Origin of the sequence: Streptomyces sp. NPDC093089 (assembly GCF_044754405.1) — a bacterium.
In the GTDB taxonomy this organism is placed as follows: Bacteria; Actinomycetota; Actinomycetes; order Streptomycetales; family Streptomycetaceae; genus Streptomyces.
Genome location: NZ_JBIVPA010000025.1, coordinates 12,563 through 32,361 on the forward strand (window position 1 = coordinate 12,563; position 19,799 = coordinate 32,361).

The following is a 19,799-nucleotide window of genomic DNA, read 5'->3' on the forward strand; positions in this document are numbered from 1 at the left end:
CGCACAGACGGCACACCACGTGAGACATCCTCTCAGCCATTACCCCATTGCAAATGGTGCAAGTATGGCCGTTTTGCGGCACACGAGCCGAGATGGAACGGCTAATTCCTTCCCGTGCACCCCATCCCCATGGTGCGATTAGCGGAGGGATCAATTCATCCCTGGCCCAGGGGTGCAATAAAGCCGCCCTCACCCACGCGCCTCGGCGCGGGAGGGCGCGTGCGCGTGCTTCATCGGGCGGCCAGGCCTCGCGGGGTGACCAGCGTCGTTACACCGGTTCTGCGGCGGTGAGGTTGTCGCCGTTGCGTGCGGCGTCCGGGGTGAGTCCGGTCCAGCGGCGGAAGGCGCGGTAGAAGGAGTTGGTGTCGTCGTAGGCGAGGAGGTAGGCCACTTGGGAGGTGGGGAGGGAGCGGTCGGCGAGGTAGCGGCGGGCGAGCTTTTCCCTGGTGTCGCTGAGGACGGCCTGGTAATTGGTGTTTTCTGCCTGGAGCTGTCGCTGGAGCGTGCGGGGGCTGAGCATGAGTTGGGAGGCGATGGCGTTGATGGAGCTCTCGCCGGCGGGCAGGCGCTCGTGGAGTGCGGCACGCACGCGTTCGGCCGTGGTGGCGGACGCTTCGAGTTCGGACAGGCGGCGGCGTAGTTCCGGTGCGAAGAAGTTCCACATGGACTCGTCCTCGGTGAGGAACGGCAGTGAGGCGTCCTCGGCGGAGAAGGTGACGGCGTCGGTGTCGGCCTCGCGGATCGGCGTGCCGAAGTAGGAGGTCGTCTCTGTCGAGGGTTCCGGGGCCCGGCGCATGGCGACGCGTGTCGGGTACACCTGGCGCCGCGTGCCGATACGTGCGAGTGCTGCCCAGAACGCGAGCTCGGCGGCGACGAGGAGCGGGGGCGGCGTCGGGCCCTCGGGCCAGTGGAACGTGATCGTCAGGTCGGCGTGGTCGAAGGCGACGTCGAGGTTCACGGGGCAGATGAGCGGCTTGAACGCGGCGATGCGCTCGGCGGCGGTGCGCAGGTCCGCGCTGCACAGCGCCGCGAAGATCGGCGGGTTGAACACCTCGACCGACAACGCGCGCCCGATCTTCGCGGCCAGGTCGGGATCGGCCGCCTCTCCGTCCAGCGCCTCCCAGAACCGGTAGTACTCCTCGGTCGTCAGGGTGACGGGACCGTGCGCGAAGAAGCCGGCCGGGAGCTGCGCCCGCCGCAGTACGCGGGCGGTGGAGATCCCGAGGTCATGCAGGAGCGCGCGGGTGCCCGGGTCCAGGGTGAACTGCTTCGGTGCCATGCCTTCAGGCTAGTTCCGTACGGACATCGGCGGGGATGCCGTGTGCGCCATCCGACCCGCAGAAGACGCCACGCCCCAATGGCGTGAACGGCAAGAAGGGAGGCGTCTTCCGCTAGTTCCTTGTCGTCATTCTCCGCCTAGCGTGGAAGCAACGGACCACCCCGGACCACCCCGGATCGCCTCAGCGGTGGGCACGACGAGGGAGCGGATCCGAGCCACCGGCTCCCCGCACCCCACCTGACGAAGGAACACCATGACCACCCCCAAGACCACCCCCGTGACCATCTCCAAGACCACCCCGAAGACAGCCCCCAAAACCGCCCTCGTGACCGGCGCCTCCTCCGGCATCGGCGAAGCGACCGCCCTCAAGCTGATCAACCTCGGCTACACCGTCTACGGAGCGGCCCGCCGCACCGACCGCCTGCAGAAGCTCGCCGAACGCGGCGTCCGGCCGCTGGCGATGGACGTCACCGACGACGACTCGATGCGCAGCGGAGTCGACCGCGTGATGTCCGAGACCGGCCGCATCGACGTCCTGGTCAACAACGCCGGATACGGCTCGTACGGCGCGCTGGAGGACGTCCCGCAGGACGAGGCCCGCCGCCAGTTCGACGTCAATGTCTTCGGCGCCGTCCGCCTGACCCAGATCGTCCTGCCGCACATGCGTGCCCGGCGCAGCGGGACGGTCGTGAACGTCACCTCGATGGGAGGGAAGATCTACACCCCTCTGGGCGGCTGGTACCACGGCACCAAGTTCGCGCTCGAAGCCCTCAGCGACTCCCTGCGGATCGAGGTCAAGCCCTTCGGGATCGACGTCGTCGTCATCGAACCCGGCGGCATCCGGACCGAGTGGGCGGGCATCGCAGCCGACCAGTTGGAGAAGTCCTCCGCAGCGGGTGCCTACTCCGACCAGGCCGAGGCCGTCGCCGCCTCGATGCGCTCGGAGGGCATGGTCAAGCGCATGTCCCCGCCCACCGTCATCGCCGACGCCATCGGCAGGGCGGTCACTGCACGCCGGCCCAAGACCCGCTACGCCACCGGCTTCGGCGCACGCCCTCTCCTCGCCCTCCGGCGCGTCCTCCCCGACCGCGCCTTCGACGCCCTGATCTCCCGCTCCATGAGCCTTCCCCGCTGAGCCCAGGGACGGACCGCCATGATCGGCCCCGCGCCGCGGGGCCGCGGGCGGCCTGGGCCATGGCGACGGCCACGCCACGCCGTGCCGTCCCCCTTCACAATGAACACGCCTCACCAAGCACACCCCACCCGCATGCCCCACCCCCTCACCACCAGGAGAACTCGTGCGCGTCATCGTCTTCGGAGCATCCGGGATGGTCGGACACGGCGCCCTGCACGCCTGCCTGCGGGACGACGCGGTCACCGAAGTCCTCGCCGTCGTCCGGACCCCCCTGGCAGTGGACCACCCCAAGCTGCGGCAGATCGTCCACGCCGACTTCACCGACTACACCGCGCTCCAGGACCGGCTCACCGGCCTGGACGCCTGCTTCTACTGCCTCGGCGTCTCCGCCGTCGGCCGCACCGAAGCCGAGTACACCCGTGTCACCCATGACTACGCGGTGGCAGCCGCACGCGCCCTGATCGCGGCCAGCCCGGACCTGACCTTCGTGTACGTCTCCGGCGAAGGCACCGACCCCACAGGCAAGAGCCGGCAGATGTGGGCCCGCGTGAAGGGCCGTGCGGAGAACGACCTCCGGGCACTGCCCATGGCCGCGTACATGTTCCGTCCCGGTTTCATCCAGCCGGTCGACGGCGCCGTCTCCCGGACACCGCTGTACCGCGTGCTCTACCGCGCCACCGCAGTCGTCCACCCGCTGCTCAAGCGCCTCTTGCCCCGGCACGTCACCACCACGGACGCCGTCGGCCGCGCCATGCTCGCCGTGACCCGGCCGGACGGCGACGCTCCCACCGTCCTGCGCAATCCCGACATCAACCGCCTCGCCGCCACGCAGCGATAGCGCTGTCACGCGGCCGGCCTCTCGTTGATCAGGGAACCTCGCCGCGCCCCATGGAACCGCTTCCGCCGCACTGCGCTGCGATGCGTGATGCCCCCCCACCCGTTCGGCGGACTGCGGTCGCTGGTGTGCGTGCTGAGCGTGAGGGTGAGGCCAAGGTCCGGAGCATCGAGCCCGGGCACGGATCCGGGCCGGGAGGCGGAGGCGTCGTGGTGGAGCGGGTGGAGTTTCGGGGCGGGTATCCGGTGGCGGAGAGTGCGGCGGAGTCGTACGAGCGCAGTGACCGGCATCGGGCGGTGGAGGCGTACCGGTTCTTCTATCCGGTGGTGTCGCTGGAGGCGATTCTGCGGGGGACGCGGGCGGCGGGGGCCGTGGACAACGAGTCCGCGCCGATCGTCGTCGCACGCCCGCACCACGTCGGCTTCACGTTGAACTCCGACACCCCGTACCTGGGCGGGGGGCTGGACCTGCGCAAGAGCGGGCCGCTGGTGATCGAGCTGCCGTCGGGGCCGCTGGTCGGCCTGGTGGACGACCACTACCACCGGTGGTTGGTCGACCTCGGGCTGCCGGGCCGCAACGGGCCGCGCGGCGGCAAGGTCCTGCTGCTGCCGCCCGGTCACGACGGCGCACTGCCGCCCGAGTCGGAGGGGTACGAGGTGGTGCGCTGTGACACCTGGCAAGTGTTGTGCGCGCTGCGGGCGCTGCCGTTGGGCGGTGACGTGGAGGCGGCGAACGCCCTGCTGGGGTCCGTCCGCTTCTACCCGCTGGCCAGGCGGGACGATCCGCCGGTCTTCACCGTTCTGGACCGAAACGAGCAGCCGATGGACAGCACGCCGCTGGCGTGGGAGGACAACCTGGAGTTCTGGCGGGTCCTGCACGCGGTGGTCGACGCCGAGCCGCCGGTCGACGAGCTGCGGTCGATGCTGGGGCTGCTGGCCGAGCTCGGCATCGAGGCGGGGCGGCCGTTCGCTCCGGACGGGCGGATGGAGCGGATCCTCGTCGAGGCGGCGCGGCAGGGGCGGGACGAGTTGCTGGTGTCGGCGTTCGCCTCCCGCCGTCCGGACCGGACGGTGTGGCCGGACCGGGTGTGGGAGTGGGTGGGACTGCGGCCGGAGAACGGCACGTTCGAGCGGCCCGGTTCGCTGGACGTGGAGGCCCGCGACCGGTGGTTCGCGCAGGCGATCGTGACCTCGCCGGCGATGTTCCGCCGGGAGATGGGCGCGGGCTCGCTGTACTGGCTGGGGCTGCGGGACGGGACCGGCGCGTACTTGGACGGGGGTCGGACCTACCGGTTGCGGGTGCCGCTGCCGGTGCCGCAGACCCTGTTCTGGTCGGTGACCGTCTACGACGCCGCCACCCGCTCCGAGGTGGTCGCCGACCAGGGGCAGGCGGCTCTGCGGTCGCTGTTCGACAAGCTGGAGCCGGAGGGCGCCGACCACGTGGACCTGTTCTTCGGCCCGACCGAGCCCGCGGGGGCGGAGGGCCGGTGGATCCAGACCGTCCCGGGGCACGGCTGGTTCGCCTACTTCCGTATCTACGGCCCCGAGCAGGCCGCCTTCGACGGCGCGTGGCGCCCAGCCGACTTCGAGGCCCTGGACCGAGCGTCGTAGAGCTGCTCGTAGTGGTCCGCCCGAGTGGCGGCCCGGCCTGGGCGGCATCGAGACGGCGACTTCGGGCCGACGGCTTCAGGCCGACGGCTTCAAACAGGCCGTTTCGGGCGGACCGTTTCGGGCGGACCGTTTCTCACCGATGAGAAGGGAGCGTGGGGATGGGTGAGGCGATCGGGGCGATGCTGGCCTCGGCGGTCGGTATCGCGATCAGTCCGCTGCCGCTGATCGCGGTGATCCTGATGCTGGCGACGCCGACCGGGCGGGCGAACGGGATCGCGTTCACGGCGGGCTGGGTGCTGGGCCTGGCCGCGGTGGTCACCGTCGTCGTGGCCGCCGGCAGTGGCCTTTCGACCGAGGGCGAGAAGCCGACGTGGGCCTCCTGGACCAAGCTCGCGCTCGGCGTGCTGTTCGTGCTCATGGCGGTCAAGCAGTGGCGGGACCGCCCCCGCGAAGGACACGAGGCCGCGCCGCCGAAGTGGATGGCCGCACTCGACCGGTTCACCGCACCGAAGGCCGCCGGCCTCGCGGTCGTGCTCGTGGCTGCCAACCCGAAGAACCTGGTCCTCGCCGTCGGCGGCGCCGTCTCGATCGCGACCGCCGACACCAGCGCGGCCGGAAAGGCGGTCGCGGCGGCGCTCATGGTGCTCATCGGCTCGCTGTGCACCCTGCTGCCGCTGGGCGTCTACCTCCTCGGCGGGCAGCGCTCCGCCGAGGTTCTCGGCGGCTGGAAGGGGTGGATGTCCGCACACAACGCGGCCATCATGACCACCGTGCTCGCCGTCCTCGGCACGAAGTACGTCGGCGACGCCCTCACCGGCCTGTCGTGAAAGCCGCGCAGACCGGCGGGCAGGACCCGACGGGCGGCGATGACCGAGCCGGGGGACACGACCGGGCCGACGGCCGCTCCGGTCGCCGCGGCCTTTCCGATCGCCGCGGCCCTTTGGCCCGGCTGCGGGCCGTGTGGGGCCGTCCCACTCCCGCCGACGCCACCTCGGGCATGGTGACCGGGCTCTTCTCCATCCCCGAGGGCATGGCGTACGCGTCGATCGCCGGCTTCAACCCCGTCGCCGGTCTCTACGCGGGCGTCGTCCCACCGATCCTCGGCTCGCTCACCGCCCCGACGGTCCTGATGATCACCACGCTGACCAGCGCCATCGCGCTCACCGGTCAGAGCGTCCTGTCGGACGCGGGCCTCGATCCGTACGACGCCGGGAACGTCGCCGCGCTCACCGTCCTCGTCGGCGTGGTGATGCTCCTGATGGGCGTCCTCCGCCTCGGCGTCGTCCTCTCCTTCGTGTCCAACGCCGTGATGGTCGGCTTCTCCACCGGCATCGCCCTGCAGATCGTCACCGGAGTCCTCAAGGACGCCACCGGTTACGAGCCCCAGGGCCACAACAAGCTCGTCCGACTCGGCGACTGGCTCGTCCATCCCGGCCAGTGGCAGCTCGCCGCCACGCTCGTCGCGGCCGCCACGATCACCGTCTGGGCTCTGGCGCGGGCCGTGAAGCGACTCGAACCCGTCGCGCTGCTCATCGCCATGGTGGCGGTCTCCGTCGCGGTCGCCCTGCTGGGCACGGACGTGGAACTCGTACGGGACATCGCCCGCATCCCCGCCGCCCTGCCCTCCTTCACCGCACCCGACTGGGGTGCGATGCCTGAACTCGCGCCCGGCGCGGTCTCGGTCGCGCTCGTCGCCCTTGCACAGGCGGCGGGCATCCCGCCCTCCGTACCGAATCCGGACGGCAGCCGTTCGAGCGTGAACGGCGACTTCGTCTCCCAGGGCGTCGCCAACGTCGGCGGCGGCCTCTTCCAGGCCCTCCCCTCCGGTGGCTCCCTCTCCCGTACGGGCGTGGCCTCCTCGGCGGGCGCCCGTACCCGCTGGGCCGGTGTGATCTCCGGCGTCTTCCTCGCGCTCGTCGTCCTCGTCGCGGGCTCGCTCGCCGAGCACATCCCGATGCCCGTCATCGGCGGCCTGATCCTCGTCGTCGGCGGCGAGCTCGTCTGGGGCAAGCGCCACGACATCCTCCTCGTCCTGCGCACCTCGAAGGTCTCCACCGCCGCGATGGCCGTCACCTTCCTGGCCACCACCCAGCTGCCGCTCCAGCGCGCCATCGTCCTCGGCGCGGTCCTCTCCCTCCTCCTGTACTGCGCCCAGGCGGCCCGCCGCGCCCGCTTCACCGCGCTCGTACGGGACGAGGACGGCCAGTGGTCCACCGCGTCCGTCCCGGCGCGGCTCCCCTCCGGCCGGGTGACCGTCCTCGACTACGAGGGCACCAGTCTCTTCGCCGAACTCCCCACCCTCCGCGACGGACTGCCCGACCCCGCGAAGGCCCGGAACGCCATCCTCGTCGTGGTGGTCCGCACCGCCCCCGACATCCCCTCCTCCGCCATCCTCAAGGCCCTGCGCCGCTACGCCGACACCCTCACCGCCAACGGCGGCCGACTCGTCCTCGCCGGAGCACAGCCCGGTCTGCACGAGGTCCTGCGCCGCACCGGTCTCACCGACCACGTGACCGTCGTCCCCGCGACCGCCGGAGAACCCCTGCTCGCGCCGCTGAACCACGCGTACGACGACGCGACCGCACGGCTCACCACCCGGTGATCCTCGGCGGCCCCGGACCCGTCGGACCCCTTCGTCGCTTCAGGGACGTTCGTAGTACTGGAGGATGCCGGCCGCGGAGAAGCAGAGGGCACCGGTGAGGGTGCCCCAGTTGGCGATGTCGGCGTTGATCAGGCTGCCGGTGGCGGGGCGCGTATAGGCGGCGAGTGCCGAGACCATGAAGAGGACGGAGCCCAGCTGGTTCACTGCGACGATCCACCAGCCGAGGTCACGCTGTCGGATGCACCGCCGACCGTGGCAGATCTCGACGAACGCGAGGTGGCCGGAGATCAGGAAGAGCACGCAGCCGATCACGTCGGGCGCCCAGATCAGCCGGTTGATCTGCTGGGTGGTCAGGCCCTGGAGGAAGGAATCGAGCAGGTCGACGGCGAACACCAGGGTGCCCGCGAACAGGACGAAGGCGCTCAGCCAGTCGACCCGCGTCGGTTCGTAGCTCCACCAGCGCCACCGTCCGGCGACCAGGGCGCCTTCCCCTCCGGGGACATGACGCGGGGCGTTGACGACCTGGAGCAGGGACACGTAGCCGCCGGTGTTGAAGAACAGGCCGCCGGCGAAGTAGATCGAGGCGCAGGTGGTGGCGTCGCCGGAGCCGAACTGGGCCACGGCGGCACCGGCCGCGAAGAGCGCTCCGCCGATGATGAAGGCGGTGGCCGCCAGGGCGTTGAGCCTGCGGAGCCGGCCGAGCGCGGTGTGGTCGGCTCTGGCATGAAGGGTGCTGGCCGCGCCGGGCGAGCGGACGGCGATAAGGCCTCGGCGCCGGGCGGGCCTGGATTCCCAGACGACTGTGCCGCCACCGGGCGGCTGCCAGGTGAGGCGGGTCGTGAACGGTCCCGCGCCTTCGGCACGCTGATCGGGCTGTCCCACAGGCCGAGACTAGACGTCCCGCCAGTCGTCGGCCGGGCGCAACGCCGACGGTGGGCGGCACGCCCGCCACGGCGAGCGGGCAGCGGCGGTACGAGCGGCTCGCCGCCGGACTCGACCACCGTGCGCGAGGCGACATTTGTCCAAGACGCCCGCGCCCGCCGGCGTAAGAGTGACGGCACCCCGCATCGACCGACGGAGGAGCCATGGACGAGACGACCGCCCCTCACACCGAACACACCAGCCGCCGCCCCGACGCAGCACCGGACGTCCCGCGCAAACGACGGCCGGTGCTGCGTCGGGGCGGCGGATCACCCTGCTGATCGCCGGTGCGCCGGCCCTCCTCCTGGCGGCGAGTACGGTGTCCGTGCTCGGCCAGACGGCCGAGGCCTCCGGCGACCGGATCGTGCGCCTTCCCGGCGGGGACCTCCATGTCGTCCAGGAGGGACCGCCCGACGCGCCCACGGTGGGCCTCCTGCACGGCCTCGGCGGCTCGACGGCGTGGTGGGACCCGGTCCTGCCGGCACTGCGGGACCTGCACGTGGTGCGGGTGGACCTGCTCGGGCACGGCAGCTCGGCCAAACCGGCCGGCGGCTACGGCATGGCGGAGCAGGCGCGGCAGGTCGGTGCCGCGCTCGAACAGCTCGGGGAGCAGGCGGACTCACGTGTACAAGCGATCCGCGGCTCGGGGCGCCCCGGTACGCGGGGAGCAACCGGGACGCCCCGGTGCGCGGGAAGCAAAGGGAGCGCTACGACAGAAAGCCTCGCGCACCGGACAGCGGTTCCCGGGTGGTTGCGCGAAACCCCTTGCCCAATGGTCAAGAGCCGTTGACCATTGCTCGCATGCCTACTGACGGTCTTCCCGAGACGTTCCACGTCACCACGGACGAGCAGCTGCGCGCCGTCTCCAATCTGACGCGTCACCGGATCATGGCGGTGCTCCGCTTCGAACCGGCGACGATCACACAGATCGCCGAGCGGGTCGGCCTCGCGAAGGGGAGTTCCAGCTACCACGTGCGGCTGCTGGAGCGGGCCGGCCTGGTGAAGGTGGTGCGGACGCGGAAGGTACGGGGGGTCACCGAGCGGTACTACGCGATGGCCGCGCGGGCGATCGTGCTGCCGGATCCGGGCGAGGGAGGGCCGGACCTGCTGATGCGGCACGTGGTGGCGGATCTGGAGGCGTCGCCGGCGGACGGCGAGCGGCACGTGCGGATGGCGCATCTGCGGCTCACCGAGGAGCAGTTCGCACAACTGGGCGCGCGCCTGGACGCTCTGGCGGACGAGTACCGGGAGCTGTCCGATCCGTCGCTGCCGGACGTGTCCCTCGCCTTCGCGCTGTTCCGGCCGGCGCAGCGCGGGCAGGCGGACGGGGGCTCCAAGTGAGCGAAGTGGCCCCGAAGGAAGCCCAGAAGTTGCCGGCCGGGTTCGGACGGCTGTGGACCGCTCAGACGATCTCCTCGCTCGGTGACGGAGTCACGCACGCCGCGCTGCCGCTGCTCGCGTTGACGTTGACGCGGGATCCGATGGCGCTCGCCGTCGTCGCGGCCGCGGGGACGCTGCCGTGGCTGCTCTTCGGTGTGCTCGGCGGTGCGCTCGTGGACTGCTGGGACCGTCGGCGCACGATGTGGGTCACGGACACGGCGCGTGCGGTGCTGCTCGCGATACCGGTGGGCGCGGTCGTGCTCGACGTCCTGAGCATTCCGCTGCTCGCGGGCGTCGCCTTCCTGCTCGGCCTCGGCGGGCTCTTCTTCGATACGGCCGCCACGGCCTACCTGCCGGATCTGCTCCGCCGCGACCCCGCGCTCCTGGAGCGGGCCAACTCCCGCTTGCGCGGCGCCCAGACCGCCATGTCCGGCTTCGCGGGGCCGCCCGCGGGCAGTGCGCTGCTCGCGCTCGGACGGGCGTTTCCGCTGCTCGCCGACGCGGTGTCGTTCCTCCTCTCCGCACTGCTCGTACGTACGCTGCCCGCCGTGCCCCGGCCCGTGCCGGAGGTCCGCGATTCACTGCTCCGTCAGGCGCAAGCCGGCGCCTCGTACGTCTTCCGGAACCAGCTGCTCCTCGGGCTCGCGCTCCGCCCCGCGGTCGGGAACATCGCCTTCCTCGCCGTGGAGGCCGTCCTCGCCCTCTTCGCGCACGACCACCTCGGCATCGACACCTACGGCTTCGGCCTGCTCCTCACGGCGGAAGCCACCGGCGGCCTGCTCGGTGCGGGCATCGCCTCCTTCCTCGGCCGACGACTCGGCACCGGCACCGCGCTGACCTGCACAGCCGCCGTCGAAGGGCTCGCCATCCTCGGCCTGGCCTCCGCCCCCGACCCGTACGCCGCCGGCCTCGCGCTCGCCGTCTGCGGAGCCGGCATGGGCGCCACGATGGTGCTCGCGCCCTCCCTCCGCCAGGCGATCGTCCCGAGCCACCTCATGGGCCGGGTCGCCTCCACCTCCCGCATGCTCGCCATGTGCGCCGCCCCCGTCGGAGCCGTTCTCGGCGGCGCGCTCGCCACCGCCTACGACATCCGGACCCCGATATACGCCGCCGGCTTCCTCCTCCTGACGATGACGGCCGTCACGGCATCCATGACCAGCAACCGCAAGGTCGATGCGGCACTGCGCGCCGCCCAGGCCGACAGTCAAGCCGGTCCCGACCACCAGGCATCCGAGGATCGCGTCCACGAGAGCGCACCCGGCCCGTCGTGACGCCTGCCGCGAAGGCACGACGACACGACGACACGACGACACGACGACACGACGACACGAGTCGTAGCGGGCTACGCGTACACCTGCCACCAGCGGTCCCCCTCGGCGCGAGCCACTTCGGCGTCGTACTGGTGTGCGTCGAAGTGGAGCTCAGACAGTGAGTAGGGGTAGGGGTAGGGCTCGAGCCGGGACAGTCACGGCTCCTCCCCGAGGTTGATGTCCCCTCCGCATGGCGGAGGAGACATCGGTTGCTGCTCTGGTCGTGCGTTCGACAGAGATCCGCGGGCGAATCTCTGCGTCATCAGGACCGTTCGCTGCCGTCCGGCCCGACGGGTCGGGCTCCTACGACCAGGACCATCAGCACGGCCGTACAACCACCCAGCAGCATGACCGCGGACGGCGAGGTGCGGTCCAGGAGGACTCCCCCTGCCAGCGCGCCCATCGAGATGGTCGCTTGAAAAGAAGCGGTGAACAGGACTGATGCCGCTTCCGGGGATTGCGGTGCCGCCTTGAAGAACCAGGTCTGCGACGCGACGGGCACGGCACCGTACGCGACGCCCCACACGATCAGCAGCATCGCCGCGCCGACCTCCCCTCGGCCCAGCACCGGAAGCAGGAGGGTGGCTGCGGCGATCAGGGCGGCCGCGAGCCCGAGGACGATCCGCGGGTACCCGGCCACCCGGGCGCCGCCGAGGAAGTTGCCGAGGATGCCGGCGGCGCCGTAGAGCAGGAGGAATGTGGTGATCACACCACTGCCGGCGTGGGTGACCTGTTCCAGAAACGGCGTCACGTAGGTGTACGTGCCGAAGTGAGCCAGCACGACGAGGAACGTCAGCAGGAGCGCGAAGCGCGTCTCGGCGCTGCGGAGCATGCCGTTGAGCACGCCCAGTCGTGTGGCATGGACCGGTGGAAGCGGCGGCACGAACAAGAGCAGCATGACCAGTACGCCGACCGTCAGAACTCCCATCACGGTGAAGGCCATGCGCCATCCAGCGAGATCCCCGATGAGCGTGCCCGCCGGCACGCCGAGCACGGATCCCAGCGGTACGGCCGAGAAGATCACAGCAGTCGCCCTGCCGACCGAAGCCGGCGGGACCAGCCGCTCCGCCAACCCGGCTCCGATCGACCAGAAGCCACCGATCGTGACCCCGACCATGACCCGGGAGGTCAGTACGAGCCAGTAGTCGGGTGCCGCGGCGGCAAGAAAGTTCGCCAGCGCCAGCAAGAGCATGAAGACGCACAGCATCAGCCGGCGGTCGAGGCGTGCCGTGGCCACGGTGACCAGCGGGGCGGCGATCGCCGCCAGGAAGCCCGGCATGGTCATCATCAGTCCAGCCATCCCGTCCGAGACGGTGAAACTGGATCCGATCGAGGTCAGCAGCCCGATCGGCAGGATCTCCGTAGTGACGATGGCGAAGATCCCCAGCATCACCGACACCACGGCCAGCCACCCCATCAGCGGGGACCGCGGAAGTAAGGGTGTGCCATCGAGTGAAGCGGTGGTGGACCGGCCTGTGGCCTGCATGGCATTCCGTCCTGTGAAAAGGCAGCGCGTTTCGTGATCAGTCCAGCAGGCCGCATCACGAAATGGCTGGCAGATCTCCGACATCACCGTTGCCTTGCAAGGGTGATGTCGGATTCCGGCTAAGGCTGTCCCGTAACTGGGTGGCGCCCCTTTCCTGCCCGTTGGGACAGGGCGGGCTCATCTCGCCGACTCAGCCGCTTTTCGGGTGTCGAGAACGGGCTGCCCGTCCGCCTTTCGGTATACCGGTGGCCTCTAAGGCCGCTAAGGCCGCGTAACGCAGAGGGAGAACCGTCATGACGCTTCAGCGGATGGACAACGTCGGCATCGTCGTCGAAGACCTGGACGCCGCCGTCGCCTTCTTCACCGAGCTGGGCATGGAAGTCGAGGGCAAGGGGCCGATCGAGGGGCTCTTCGCGGATCAGGCGGTCGGACTCGACGGAGTCCGTAGCGACATCGCGATGATGCGGACCCCGGACGGTCACGGCAAGCTGGAGCTCGCCCAGTACCACTCCCCCGCGGCGATCCGGGACGGCGCGCACAACCCGCCGCCGAACACGCTGGGTCTGCACCGGGTGATGTTCGCCGTCGACGACATCCACGACACCATCGCCCGCCTTCGGCCCCATGGCGCCGAACTCATCGGCGAGGTCGCACGGTACGAGGACATCTACCTGCTGTGCTACCTCCGCGGGCCCTCAGGCATCATCGTCGCCCTGGCCGAGCAGATCAGCTGACGATCCTTCGCCGACGGCCCCGACCCGCGAGCAACCGGACGGCCCGGCCCGGACCGCTCGGCCCGGACTGCACCCGGTTCACCGGGTTCGCAGCGCTCACCCGACAGGCCCCTCCCTCCCGGCCGGCCGGACAGCTGCCGGGTAGAGCGAGCGCCAGCAGACCTCTCGCCCATACGGGAGTACAGGCCTCATAAACCCGAGGACACCGAAGCGCGCCCCGTGCTCCCCGACCAGGTGATACGCGCGCCGCACCTCGCGACACTCCGCGGAGGACACGAGACCCCGCCATCTAGGTCCGGATCTGTCCTAATGGGGCCCTAGGGTCGTCACATCGCGAAGGCCAGGACCACACGAGGGGACGGGACCGATGACTCACACGACACCCGAGGGCTACACCAGCGTTGCACCGTGGGTGGTCACCGATGACACCGGCGCACTGCTCGACTTCATCACCGCCGCGTTCGGCGGCGAGGAACTTGCACGGGTGCCGGTCGAGGACGGCAGCATCGGCCACGGCGAGATCCGCGTCGGCGACACGGTTGTGCTGGCCTTCGACCGACGGCCCGACTGGCCGGTGATGCCCTCGCTGCTGCGGGTCTACGTCCCCGACGCGGACGCCGCCATGGCGGCCGCGGTCGTGCACGGGGCACAGGTGATCACCGAGGTTGCTGACAGCGCGTGGGGGGATCGCGGCGGCCGGGTGCGAGATCCCTTCGGCAACATCTGGTGGGTGACGAGCCGGGTCGAGGACGTCGCACCGGACCGGGCTTGGCAGCGCATGTCGGAGCCGAAGTACGCCGAAGCGATGCGCATGGCGCAGGAGACCCTGGATGCCGCGCTGAGTGGCCGGAGCTCAGGGGTGGCAAGTGCCCCGCAGCGCCCCACCGACTGAGATCAGCCTCCGACCTGACCTGAGGTCGGCTTCCGACCTGACTGTCGGCAGCGGGAGTTGAGTGCGACCGGCGCGCATGGCTGTGGCGAGGCTTCGAAGCTCTTGGCAGGCGGGGTCTCGACAAGGCGCCGGTACTTGTCGCACTCGTAGCCGCGGCCCGCCATAGGTGTGTCGGGCCGTCGGCAGCGGTGTCCCGACCTGCCGCACAAGCCCGTCTGCGGCACGCCCTAGGCTCCACGTCATGACCAGCGATCACGGATTCCTCTGCTCGTGCTGCGGGGCGCACCACCCCGAGCTGCCCATGAACCACACGGCCGAGGCCCCGGCCGTGTGGGATCCGGCCTTCGCCGATGCGGACGGCTGTCTGCTCTCGTCGGACCAGTGCGTGATCGGAGCTCAGCACTACTTCGTGAAGGGGCTGATCGAGATACCCGTCATCGGCAGCGACGAGGTGTTCTCCTGGGCTGTCTGGGTCTCGCTCAGCCGCGAGAACTTCTCCCGCGCGGCGGACTTGTGGGACACCGCGGGCCGGGAATCGGAGGAGCCCTACTTCGGCTGGCTCACCACTGACCTCGCGGCCTATTCGCCCACGACCCTCAACCTGAAGACCCACGTCCACACCCGGCCGGTCGGCGAGCGCCCCTTCGTCGAACTCGAGCCCACCGCCCATCCCCTCGCCGTCGAACAGCGCACGGGAATCACCCGGGACCGGGTAGGGGAGATCGCCGCGGCGATGCTTCACCCCTCCCTCGGCAGGAAGCAACCGTGACGGGGGATGCGGGAGTGCCGCTGACCCCTCGCGCGCCGGAAGGCCTGACCCGCCGGGCCCGGCACTTCGCCGAAGCCAATGGCTTCGACGTCCCCGCTGCATGAAAGCCCATATCCACGGCGAACTCGACGCATGGGGCCTCGGCGGCCACTGACAGCCGGAACACCACGCTTCCCGGGTTGGACACCCACCGACCACTGACCTGTTGCGGCGCCAACGCCCAGGTATGGCACCCAGCCGCCGACACGCGCCAACCTGCTGCTGCTTCGCCTTGTCGATCTTGTCGGTTCACTTTCATCGGCCGCACTACCAGACGCGGGGAGAAGGGGGCGAGGACGGCGACCTCACTCCTCTGCCCGGTCCCGGCCCCTCACTCCAATGGCCGCTAGAACCACGCACACCACGGCAGCGAGAGCGATCATGGCCGATGTAAGTGTGGTGAGGTCGCGCGCAGTCCTGCAGCGGTAGGCCCGCTGGGCTCGTGCCGACGTCGACGTCGACGAGGCATCACCCTACGTCGCCCCTTCCGGGGCTCTCATCCAGGCGACACCGCCTGGTGCTGGACAGCGAGCCGCACCCGCCTGTCGGTGGGGCGGGTGGCGACCGTGGCGCATCGCCTGGCTTGTCGCGTACGCGTACGTACGGGCACTGCATCAGGCCGACGCCGCACAACAGCAGCAGCAGATGAGCCTGCTGAAGCCGGCGCTCGTGCTCCGTCCCCGTTGCTCAGCGGGCGGGCGGTGGACCGTGCAGCTCGACGCGCTGCCTCGGTGAAACTGGAGGTCTAGATGGCACCGCATGAGCCTGCCGCCGAACGTCTCGTGGAAGCTGCGCGCAACGCTCCCGACGGTCTGATCACTCGGCTCCTGGAGAGCGACGACTTTCGTGAGTCACTGCTCGGAGAGGCGATACGAGACTGCCGGCAGGCGTCGGAGGATTCGAAGGAAGCCGGCGACGAGGCCGTTCCCATGGACCTGGACCCGGTCACCCACGATCCCGCTTGGTGAGATCCCACTCGGGGAGATCCGCTCGGAGAAGAGAAGGGCCACCGACCGATTTCCGCAGCACGGCAACCACGCGGTGGCGTGGTGGGCAGTGGTGAAGGGAGACTCCGATGGACCGGCGAGCAGTTTCGGCGGCAAGGGTGCTGGTGACCGACCTCGATGGCACCCTCCTCGGCGGCGAACCGAAGGAACGGCGCCGCCTGCGCGACGCGTTGGCCCGGCACCCGCAGATCAAGGTGGTCTTCGCCACCGGGCGCAGTCTCGCCTCCGTGCAGGCTCTTCTGCGTGACGATCCGCTCGTACCGGTGCCGCAGTGGATCATCGCGGACGTGGGTGCGAGCGTCATCGAGGTCCCGCGGATGCTGCACGTGGAGGACTTGGAGGAGGAGCTACGTGAGGGGTGGCCGGGCGCGGAGCTCGTACGGGCAAAGCTGGGTGCTTTCCCGCAGCTTGTCTATCAGCACGGCGTGGCGCAGGAAGGCCGGTGCTCGTTCCATCTGGATCCGGCGGGTCTCACCGGTGCGCTGAGGTGCGCGGTCAAGGAGCTGGGGTGCTCCTGGACGTACTCCTCGGGGCAGTTCTTCGACGTGCTGCCGGCCGGTGCGAGCAAGGGGAACGCGTTGGAGCTGCTCAGGCGCGGCATGGGCTGGCCGCGTCAAGGTGTCCTCGCGGCAGGGGACTCGCTCAACGACCTGTCGATGCTCTCCGGAGGCACGCACGCCGTCGTCGTGGCGAATGCCGAAGTGGCCCTGGCCGCGGCCGTTCCGGTGAGGGAGGAGGTCCATCACTCAGTGTGGGACGGCGCTGCCGCGGTGTTGGAGGGAATGGAGCGTCTGGGCTGGCTGGACTGTCGGTCGGTGACGGTCGGCTATCACCGTCCTCCCGTACGGTGGGTAGACGGCCGCTGGCATGCGCCGTGCAGCCCCAACGGAATCCTGCCGACCTTGCGGAGCGCGCTGACCGACGAGCGTCTGAACGCCGTCTGGGCGGCAGCCCACACGGGCGAGAAGGCACCGACCGCGACGGCCGCGACGGCGGCCGGCGTGCCGCTCTCACTCCTGCCGCTGAGTCCCGAGCGGTGGACGGGCTATTTCCATCGCGTGTGCAAGGAGACTCTCTGGCCTGCCCTGATGTCCCAGCCCGACCTGATCCGTGATCTTCCCGATCACTGGTCCGACTACGAGCGGGTCAACGTCGCCTTCGCCCGTCACATCGGTTCTCTCGCGGCGCAAGGGGGCACGGTCTGGCTGCACGACTACAACCTGTGGCTCGTTGCGGCGGTACTTAAGTCCCAGCGCCCCGACCTGGCCGTCGGGCTGTTCCACCACACGCCGTTCCCCCGACCCGAGGTCTTCCTCCGCATACCAGCGGCCGAGCAGCTCATCGCGTCCCTGGCGCACCTGGACTGGGCAGGCTTCCACACCGCGGACGACGCCGACAACTTCCGCCGACTGTTCGCCTCCGCCGCCATGCCGGCTCCACGCCTGGGTGTGCATCCCCTCGGCATCGACCGCCACGCCGTGGCGGAGGTGGCCAAGTCACGCGTCAGTCATCCTCGTCGGGACAGCGACCGCGACGTCCAGCTCGTCCTGTCCGTGGAACGGCTCGACTACGCCAAAGCCCCCGTACACAAGATCCACGCGCTCGACGCGCTCCTGGCACAGACCCCGCAGCTCCAGGGGAAGGTGACGTACCGTCTGATCTGTCCGCCTCCGGAACCCGGCATCGAGGCCTACGACACCACCCGGGAGGACCTCGAAGCAGCGATCAAGCTCATCAACCACCGTTGGTCCACACCCGCCTGGCAGCCTGTCGACTACATCCCCCACAACCTCGACTTTCCCGAGGTCGTCGATCACTACCTGGCCGCCGACGTGTTCTGGGTGACCTCCCTTGCTGACGGCATGAACCTCACCGCGCAGGAGTACGTCACCACGCACCACGCCACCGACCGCCCCGGGACACTCGTCCTGTCCCGGTACGCGGGAGTGGCCCGACACACCGGATCCGCCGCCCTGCTCACCGACCCCCACAGCGCGGAGGACCTCGTCGCCACCCTGCGCACCGCGCTGGCCATGCCCGTACACGAGCGCACCGCACACATCCACCAGCTGCACAGCCTGCTCGACATCCCGGCCCCCGACGAGTGGGCCCGCGCCTGCATCGACGCCATCGACCACGCCAGGACCCCCTCGCAGGCCGCACACGTCCTCGCCGACATCCGCGCCCGAACCGAGCAGGCGGCCAAGGTCGGCTGAAGTCAGCAGTCCCCGCGTCGGGCGCGAGGAATCACCTACGTGCCGCTCGGGCCACGAGCAGCGGCTGGAAGAAGTCCGCCTACGGAGAGGGCAGAACTGATCTTCAGCATGCCCCGGATCGTGGCATGTCGGCAAGCACGGAGGCTTTCGTTCCTCGCCGTACGGGCGCCCCAGGGACGTCCGGAGCGTCCTGGGACGGCCCCCGGGAGGCATGGCCCCGCTCTCATAGTCACGGAAGGACGTGCATGCTGAGCGCCCAAGTGTGGCCGCGGGTCCCGTCCAGAGTTGGTCGTCGTCCGCGTCAGCGGAGCACTACGGTGACGCCGTGCTCGCGCAGGAGGTGCACGGTGACGTCGAAGTAGGACTGGCCGGTGCGGTGGTCCAGGACGTGTCCGGCGAGGGCGCGGCGGGCGACGTCGGCGCGGTGCCAGACGAGGGTGAACGGGGGGACGACGGAGGGTCCACCGCCCAGATGGTCCTTCACCGAATCAAGGTCTCGGCCGTAGTTGGCGCCGGGACCGAGCAGGGCTTCCCCGAGTGCGAGGAGCAGGCTGATCGCGTCCGTGACGTGTTCTCCGTGAAGGTGGTACGTCCCACCGGAGAGGCCGTCCGCTCCGTAGGGGCCGGTGCGGGTGAGGTCCAGCCACTCGGACCGGCCCTTGGCGTCGAACCGCGCCCACTGATCGGTCAGGGTGGGCACGCCTTCGTACCAGACTTCCCGGACCGGCCGGGCGGCCCGCGTGGGGCGGTCGTCGCCGGGATCGGTGAGGGTGACGTCGATCAGGGTTCCGCCGAGGACGGACGGGCGTGCCTCGACCGTGTGCAGGTCGAGGCGATGGCCGGTCATCGTCCGGCCATGGCGGTCGAGGCACCAGAGCGCTGCCGAATCGCCCTTCCGCGAGTGAGGACGGCGGAGCAGGGTCAGGAGCGGTTCGGCGGGTTCGCAGCCGATCAGGTGGAGGGGCGGGCTCGGCCGCAGCGGGCGCGAGGTGAACAAGCCGTCGACAGAACGGCAGCTGGCGGACGGGGCATCCTCCCGGAGCGACGGGAACCACAGCTCGAACCTCGGGCTCGAAAGCAGCCGCTTGCTGCCCTGGTAGCAGTCCTCCCTGACGCCGACACCCACGGCGATGTCCACGCGATCGGCGTCTCCGCGCGTGGGCCACTGGGCCAGGACGGCTGCGTCCTCCAGGTCCCAGAACCAGGGCGGTCCGTCCACCGAGGGATCCGCGGGCTCGAGCGAGAGCGTCCCGTCCCCCAGCAGCCGTGTCCGCTCGCCGGTGTCGGCCACGGCCTGGGCCAATACGCTCTCGCGCGGGCAGCCGCGCAGTGTCAGGACTTCCCGCGGCAGCGGAGGCGGGTCCATGAACAGGCCCTCGACGTCAGCGCACCGCCCCCACAGCACGTCGTCCTCATCTCCGAGGTCCTCCTGCACCAGGAGATACCGGACGGGGAAGTCCCGCTCCCACTCCACACATTCCTCAGACCGCACGTGTCTCCCCCGCCACCAGGTTGCATCGGCGCGCCACCCTACGGCCCGCCGACGCCGAGCGCCGTCGAATATCGAGTGCTTGGAGCGACGCG

At 70.3% G+C, this 19,799-nt stretch carries 17 protein-coding genes; 13 read left to right on the forward strand and 4 right to left on the reverse strand.

What is annotated here, in order from left to right; all coding sequences use genetic code 11:
* Positions 1–268: 268 nt before the first annotated feature.
* On the reverse strand, positions 269–1,279 hold the full coding sequence (locus ACIQFX_RS37955; RefSeq protein WP_402472888.1) for an AraC family transcriptional regulator ligand-binding domain-containing protein: 1,011 nt from the start codon (positions 1,277–1,279) through the stop codon (positions 269–271).
* 253 nt (positions 1,280–1,532) lie between these two features.
* Here ACIQFX_RS37955 and ACIQFX_RS37960 point away from each other — a divergent pair, with 253 nt between their 5' ends.
* From ACIQFX_RS37960 to ACIQFX_RS37980, 5 genes are all read left to right on the forward strand, one after another.
* Positions 1,533–2,414, forward strand: a complete 882-nt coding sequence (locus ACIQFX_RS37960; RefSeq protein WP_402472891.1) for an oxidoreductase — start codon at positions 1,533–1,535, stop codon at positions 2,412–2,414.
* A 163-nt stretch (positions 2,415–2,577) separates the two neighbouring features.
* Positions 2,578–3,252 carry an NAD(P)H-binding protein gene (locus ACIQFX_RS37965; RefSeq protein WP_402472893.1) on the forward strand — a complete coding sequence of 225 codons (675 nt, stop codon included), beginning with the start codon at positions 2,578–2,580 and terminating at the stop codon, positions 3,250–3,252.
* Between the two features lie 125 nt (positions 3,253–3,377).
* Positions 3,378–4,859: a DUF1254 domain-containing protein gene (locus ACIQFX_RS37970; protein ID WP_402472895.1), complete on the forward strand. Its 1,482-nt coding sequence runs from the start codon at positions 3,378–3,380 to the stop codon at positions 4,857–4,859.
* A 158-nt stretch (positions 4,860–5,017) separates the two neighbouring features.
* Positions 5,018–5,686 carry a GAP family protein gene (locus ACIQFX_RS37975; protein WP_402472898.1) on the forward strand — a complete coding sequence of 223 codons (669 nt, stop codon included), beginning with the start codon at positions 5,018–5,020 and terminating at the stop codon, positions 5,684–5,686.
* 131 nt (positions 5,687–5,817) lie between these two features.
* The gene (locus ACIQFX_RS37980) at positions 5,818–7,461 is read left to right on the forward strand and encodes a SulP family inorganic anion transporter (RefSeq protein ID WP_402472900.1); all 1,644 of its coding nucleotides are present in this window, start codon (positions 5,818–5,820) and stop codon (positions 7,459–7,461) included.
* 39 nt (positions 7,462–7,500) lie between these two features.
* Here the strand turns inward: ACIQFX_RS37980 and ACIQFX_RS37985 are convergent, their stop codons facing one another.
* A complete protein-coding gene (locus ACIQFX_RS37985; RefSeq protein WP_402472902.1) occupies positions 7,501–8,343 on the reverse strand; it encodes a hypothetical protein in 843 nt (280 codons plus the stop codon).
* A gap of 364 nt (positions 8,344–8,707) precedes the next feature.
* Here ACIQFX_RS37985 and ACIQFX_RS37990 point away from each other — a divergent pair, with 364 nt between their 5' ends.
* From ACIQFX_RS37990 to ACIQFX_RS38000, 3 genes are read left to right on the forward strand one after another with little or no spacing between them, the layout of a single operon-like run.
* A complete protein-coding gene (locus tag ACIQFX_RS37990) occupies positions 8,708–9,172 on the forward strand; it encodes an alpha/beta fold hydrolase (RefSeq protein ID WP_402472904.1) in 465 nt (154 codons plus the stop codon).
* 11 nt (positions 9,173–9,183) lie between these two features.
* Complete coding sequence (locus ACIQFX_RS37995) at positions 9,184–9,723, forward strand: ArsR/SmtB family transcription factor (RefSeq protein ID WP_402472907.1); 540 nt, start codon at positions 9,184–9,186, stop codon at positions 9,721–9,723.
* Between the two features lie 29 nt (positions 9,724–9,752).
* Positions 9,753–11,033, forward strand: coding sequence for an MFS transporter (locus ACIQFX_RS38000; RefSeq protein ID WP_402472990.1), 1,281 nt, complete (start codon positions 9,753–9,755; stop codon positions 11,031–11,033).
* A 301-nt stretch (positions 11,034–11,334) separates the two neighbouring features.
* Here the strand turns inward: ACIQFX_RS38000 and ACIQFX_RS38005 are convergent, their stop codons facing one another.
* A complete protein-coding gene (locus tag ACIQFX_RS38005; protein WP_402472910.1) occupies positions 11,335–12,489 on the reverse strand; it encodes an MFS transporter in 1,155 nt (384 codons plus the stop codon).
* 362 nt (positions 12,490–12,851) lie between these two features.
* On the opposite strand from ACIQFX_RS38005, the gene ACIQFX_RS38010 reads away from it, so the two are divergent.
* From ACIQFX_RS38010 to ACIQFX_RS38030, 5 genes are all read left to right on the forward strand, one after another.
* Complete coding sequence (locus tag ACIQFX_RS38010) at positions 12,852–13,292, forward strand: VOC family protein (protein WP_402472911.1); 441 nt, start codon at positions 12,852–12,854, stop codon at positions 13,290–13,292.
* A 367-nt stretch (positions 13,293–13,659) separates the two neighbouring features.
* Positions 13,660–14,184 carry a VOC family protein gene (locus tag ACIQFX_RS38015; RefSeq protein ID WP_402472914.1) on the forward strand — a complete coding sequence of 175 codons (525 nt, stop codon included), beginning with the start codon at positions 13,660–13,662 and terminating at the stop codon, positions 14,182–14,184.
* A 301-nt stretch (positions 14,185–14,485) separates the two neighbouring features.
* Positions 14,486–14,953, forward strand: a complete 468-nt coding sequence (locus ACIQFX_RS38020) for a DUF2199 domain-containing protein (RefSeq protein ID WP_402472992.1) — start codon at positions 14,486–14,488, stop codon at positions 14,951–14,953.
* 788 nt (positions 14,954–15,741) lie between these two features.
* On the forward strand, positions 15,742–15,960 hold the full coding sequence (locus ACIQFX_RS38025) for a hypothetical protein (protein ID WP_402472916.1): 219 nt from the start codon (positions 15,742–15,744) through the stop codon (positions 15,958–15,960).
* A 143-nt stretch (positions 15,961–16,103) separates the two neighbouring features.
* Positions 16,104–18,215, forward strand: a complete 2,112-nt coding sequence (locus ACIQFX_RS38030; RefSeq protein ID WP_402472919.1) for a trehalose-6-phosphate synthase — start codon at positions 16,104–16,106, stop codon at positions 18,213–18,215.
* 301 nt (positions 18,216–18,516) lie between these two features.
* On the opposite strand, the gene ACIQFX_RS38035 is transcribed toward ACIQFX_RS38030, so the two are convergent.
* On the reverse strand, positions 18,517–19,707 hold the full coding sequence (locus ACIQFX_RS38035; protein ID WP_402472922.1) for a hypothetical protein: 1,191 nt from the start codon (positions 19,705–19,707) through the stop codon (positions 18,517–18,519).
* Positions 19,708–19,799 lie beyond the last annotated feature (92 nt).